The 2,938-nt window shown below is 68.5% G+C and carries 4 protein-coding genes; all 4 read right to left on the bottom strand.

Going from position 1 to position 2,938, the window contains the following annotated elements:
• On the bottom strand, positions 1-1,166 hold a 1,166-nt coding region (ccoG, locus tag VFM98_RS16525), incomplete at its 3' end, for a cytochrome c oxidase accessory protein CcoG (RefSeq protein ID WP_325110994.1).
• Entirely contained in the window at positions 1,163-2,065 is a 903-nt protein-coding gene (gene ccoP, locus VFM98_RS16520; RefSeq protein WP_325110993.1) for a cytochrome-c oxidase, cbb3-type subunit III, read from the bottom strand. The genes ccoP and ccoG, both read right to left, overlap by 4 nt.
• On the bottom strand, positions 2,062-2,196 hold the full coding sequence (locus tag VFM98_RS16515; protein WP_325110992.1) for a CcoQ/FixQ family Cbb3-type cytochrome c oxidase assembly chaperone: 135 nt from the start codon (positions 2,194-2,196) through the stop codon (positions 2,062-2,064). Before VFM98_RS16515 ends, ccoP begins: the two co-directional genes overlap by 4 nt.
• Positions 2,197-2,200: 4 nt before the next feature.
• Complete coding sequence (ccoO, locus tag VFM98_RS16510) at positions 2,201-2,815, bottom strand: cytochrome-c oxidase, cbb3-type subunit II (RefSeq protein ID WP_325110991.1); 615 nt, start codon at positions 2,813-2,815, stop codon at positions 2,201-2,203.
• Between the last annotated feature and the right edge of the window lie 123 nt (positions 2,816-2,938).

The raw sequence follows: 2,938 nt of genomic DNA, 5'->3' as shown, positions 1-2,938 counted from the left end.
AGGCCATGCACGCGTATCCGGTACAGCTGCTCGCGCTCGGTGGTGTTCATGATCTGCAGGCGGTAGACGTTCTCCACTTCGTCGCCCACCTCGCGGGCGATGGCGGCGCGGTCGCGGATGACGTCCACCTTCAGGGGCACGCGCAGGTACAGGCTGACCACGGCCGCAGCCGACACCGCCAGCAAGATACCCGAATAGATCCACACCCTGGGACGCAGCAGGCGCGTGGGCCTGCCTTCCATCGCGTGGGTGGTGGAGTAGCGGATCAGCTTCTGCGGCCGGCCGAGCTTCTGCATCACCTGGTTGCAGCCGTCGATGCAGGCCGCGCAGCCGATGCACTCGTACTGCAGGCCGTCGCGGATGTCGATGCCGGTCGGGCAGACCTGCACGCAGATGCCGCAGTCGACGCAGTCGCCGAGCGCCTGCGCGGCGCCGTCCTTCTTTTTCGCGCCGCGCGGCTCTCCCCTGGCCGAGTCGTAGGTGATGACCAGCGTGTCCTTGTCGAACATGGCGCTCTGGAAGCGCGCGTACGGGCACATGTACTTGCAGACCTGCTCGCGCATCCAGCCGGCGTTGCCGTAGGTGGCGAAGCCGTAGAACAGCACCCAGAAGGCCTGCCACGGGCCGAATTCGAGCGACAGCATCCCGCGGATCGGCGTGAAATAGCCGACGAAGGTGAAGCCGGTCCACAGCGACAGCGCGATCCACGCGGCGTGCTTCGCGCTCTTCAGCAGCAGCTTGCGCGGGCCGGCCTTGCCGGAATCCAGGCGCATGCGCGCATTCCGGTCGCCCTCGATCACCCGCTCGATCCACATGAAGATCTCGGTGTAGACGGTCTGCGGGCAGGCGTAGCCGCACCACAGGCGGCCGGCGACCGCGGTGAACAGGAACAGCGCCAGCGCCGAGAGGATCAGCAGGACGGTGAGGTAGATGATGTCCTGCGGCCAGAACACCAGGCCGAAGATGTAGAACTTGCGCTGCGCGATGTCGAACAGGATCGCCTGGCGATCGTTCCAGGTGAGCCAGGCGCCGCCGTAGAAGGCGAGCTGCGTCGCCCAGACCAGCGTCCAGCGCCAGGCGGCGAACCAGCCGTGCACCGCGCGCGGGTAGATCTTCCGGCGGACCTCGTAGAGCGAGAGCTCGGAGGCCTCCAGGTCGTTCTTCACGGCGCGGGCGGGCGCGACAGCGACAGCACGTAGGCAGTCAGCAGGTGGATCTTCGCCTCGTCCAGCAGGCCCTTGTGCGCCGGCATCTGGCTGGTGCGGCCGCGCGAGATGGTCTCGATGATCGCGGGCTCGGCCGAACCGTGCAGCCAGGTCTTGTCGGTGAGGTTCGGCGCGCCCAGCGCCGGGTTGCCCTTGCCCTCGGCGCCGTGGCAGGCGGCGCAGGTCGACTTGAACAGCGGCTCGGCGCGCGCTCTGCGGATGCCGTCGTACGGGCGGCCGGAAAGCGACAGGACGTAGTGCGCGAGGTCCTTCACCGTCTGCTCGCCGAGGGCGCCGAACGGCGGCATGGCGCCGGTGCGGCCTTCGGCGATGGTGGTGCGGATCGCTTCCGGCTCGCCGCCCCACAGCCAGTCGCGGTCGGTGAGGTTGGGGAAGCCGCGCGAGCCGCCGCCGTCGGAAGCGTGGCATTGCGCGCAGTTGTTGAGGAACAGCTTCTCGCCCACCGCGAGCGCCGCCGGCGTCTTTGACAGCGCCAGCACGTCCATGCCGGCGAACTTCTCGTACAGCGGGCCGTAGCGCTTGGCGGCGGCGGCCTGCTCGCGCTCGTACTGCCCGACCTGCGACCAGCCCAGCACGCCCTGCCAGCTGCCCAGGCCGGGGTAGAGCACCAGGTAGGCCAGGGCAAAGACCACCGTGAGGTAGAAAAGCCAGCTCCACCACCGCGGCAGCGGGTTGTTGTACTCGGCCAGGTCCTCGTCCCAGACGTGCCCGGTGGTCGGCACCGCACCCGAGGCCTTGCGGATGCTCTGCGACCTCAGGAACACGGCGCAGGCGACGATCGACACCAGCGCCACCACGGCGATGTACAGGTCCCACAAGCCGCTGGAGAACAGGCTCATGCGTCGTCTCCCAGCCGGCCCTTCTCCTGCCAGCGCGCCTTGCGCGACGGCGTATACGCCCACCAGACGATGCCGAGGAATGCGGCGAAGGCGCTCACGGTGACCGCCTCGCGCAGAAAGTCGATGTCCATTGCGTTACTTGCTCCTCTTCACGGCGGTGCCCAGGTTCTGCAGGTAGGCGATCAGCGCGTCGGCCTCGGTCCTGCCCTGGAGCGCCTGGCGGGCGCCCTTGATCTCGTCCTCGGTGTAGGGCACGCCAAGGCGGCGCAGCGCGCGCAGCTTGGCCTCGATGTCGGCGGCGTTCGCCGGCGTGCGCGCCAGCCAAGGGTAGCCGGGCATGTTGGACTCGGGCACCACGTCGCGCGGGTTGTTGAGGTGGATGCGGTGCCACTCGTCGGAGTAGCGCCCGCCGACGCGGTGCAGGTCCGGGCCGGTGCGCTTCGAGCCCCACTGGAACGGCCGGTCGTAGACGAACTCGCCGGCCACCGAGAACGGGCCGTAGCGCTCCACCTCGGCACGGAACGGCCGCACCATCTGCGAGTGACAGTTGTAGCAGCCCTCGCGCACGTAGACGTCGCGCCCGGTGAGCTGCAGCGGCGTGTAGGGCTTGAGCCCGGCCACCGGCTCGGTGACCGATTTCTGGAAGGACAGCGGCACGATCTCGACGATGCCGCCCACGGCGACCACCAGGATCACCAGGATGATGAGGAGCGCCTGGTTGCGCTCGATGAGGTCGTGGGTGAGCTTCATGCGGGTTGCGGGATCGCGGCTTCGGCCGGCTTGGAGTCGGTGACGGTCATCCATACGTTCCAGGCCATGACCAGCATCCCGGAGAGGTAGAGCAGGCCGCCGAGCATCCGGATGACGTAGAAG

Origin of the sequence: Ramlibacter sp. (assembly GCF_035706265.1) — a bacterium.
Classification (GTDB): domain Bacteria; phylum Pseudomonadota; class Gammaproteobacteria; order Burkholderiales; family Burkholderiaceae_C; genus Ramlibacter.
Note: the sequence above shows the minus strand (reverse complement) of the source record. Positions and strands in the feature narration are given on the sequence as shown.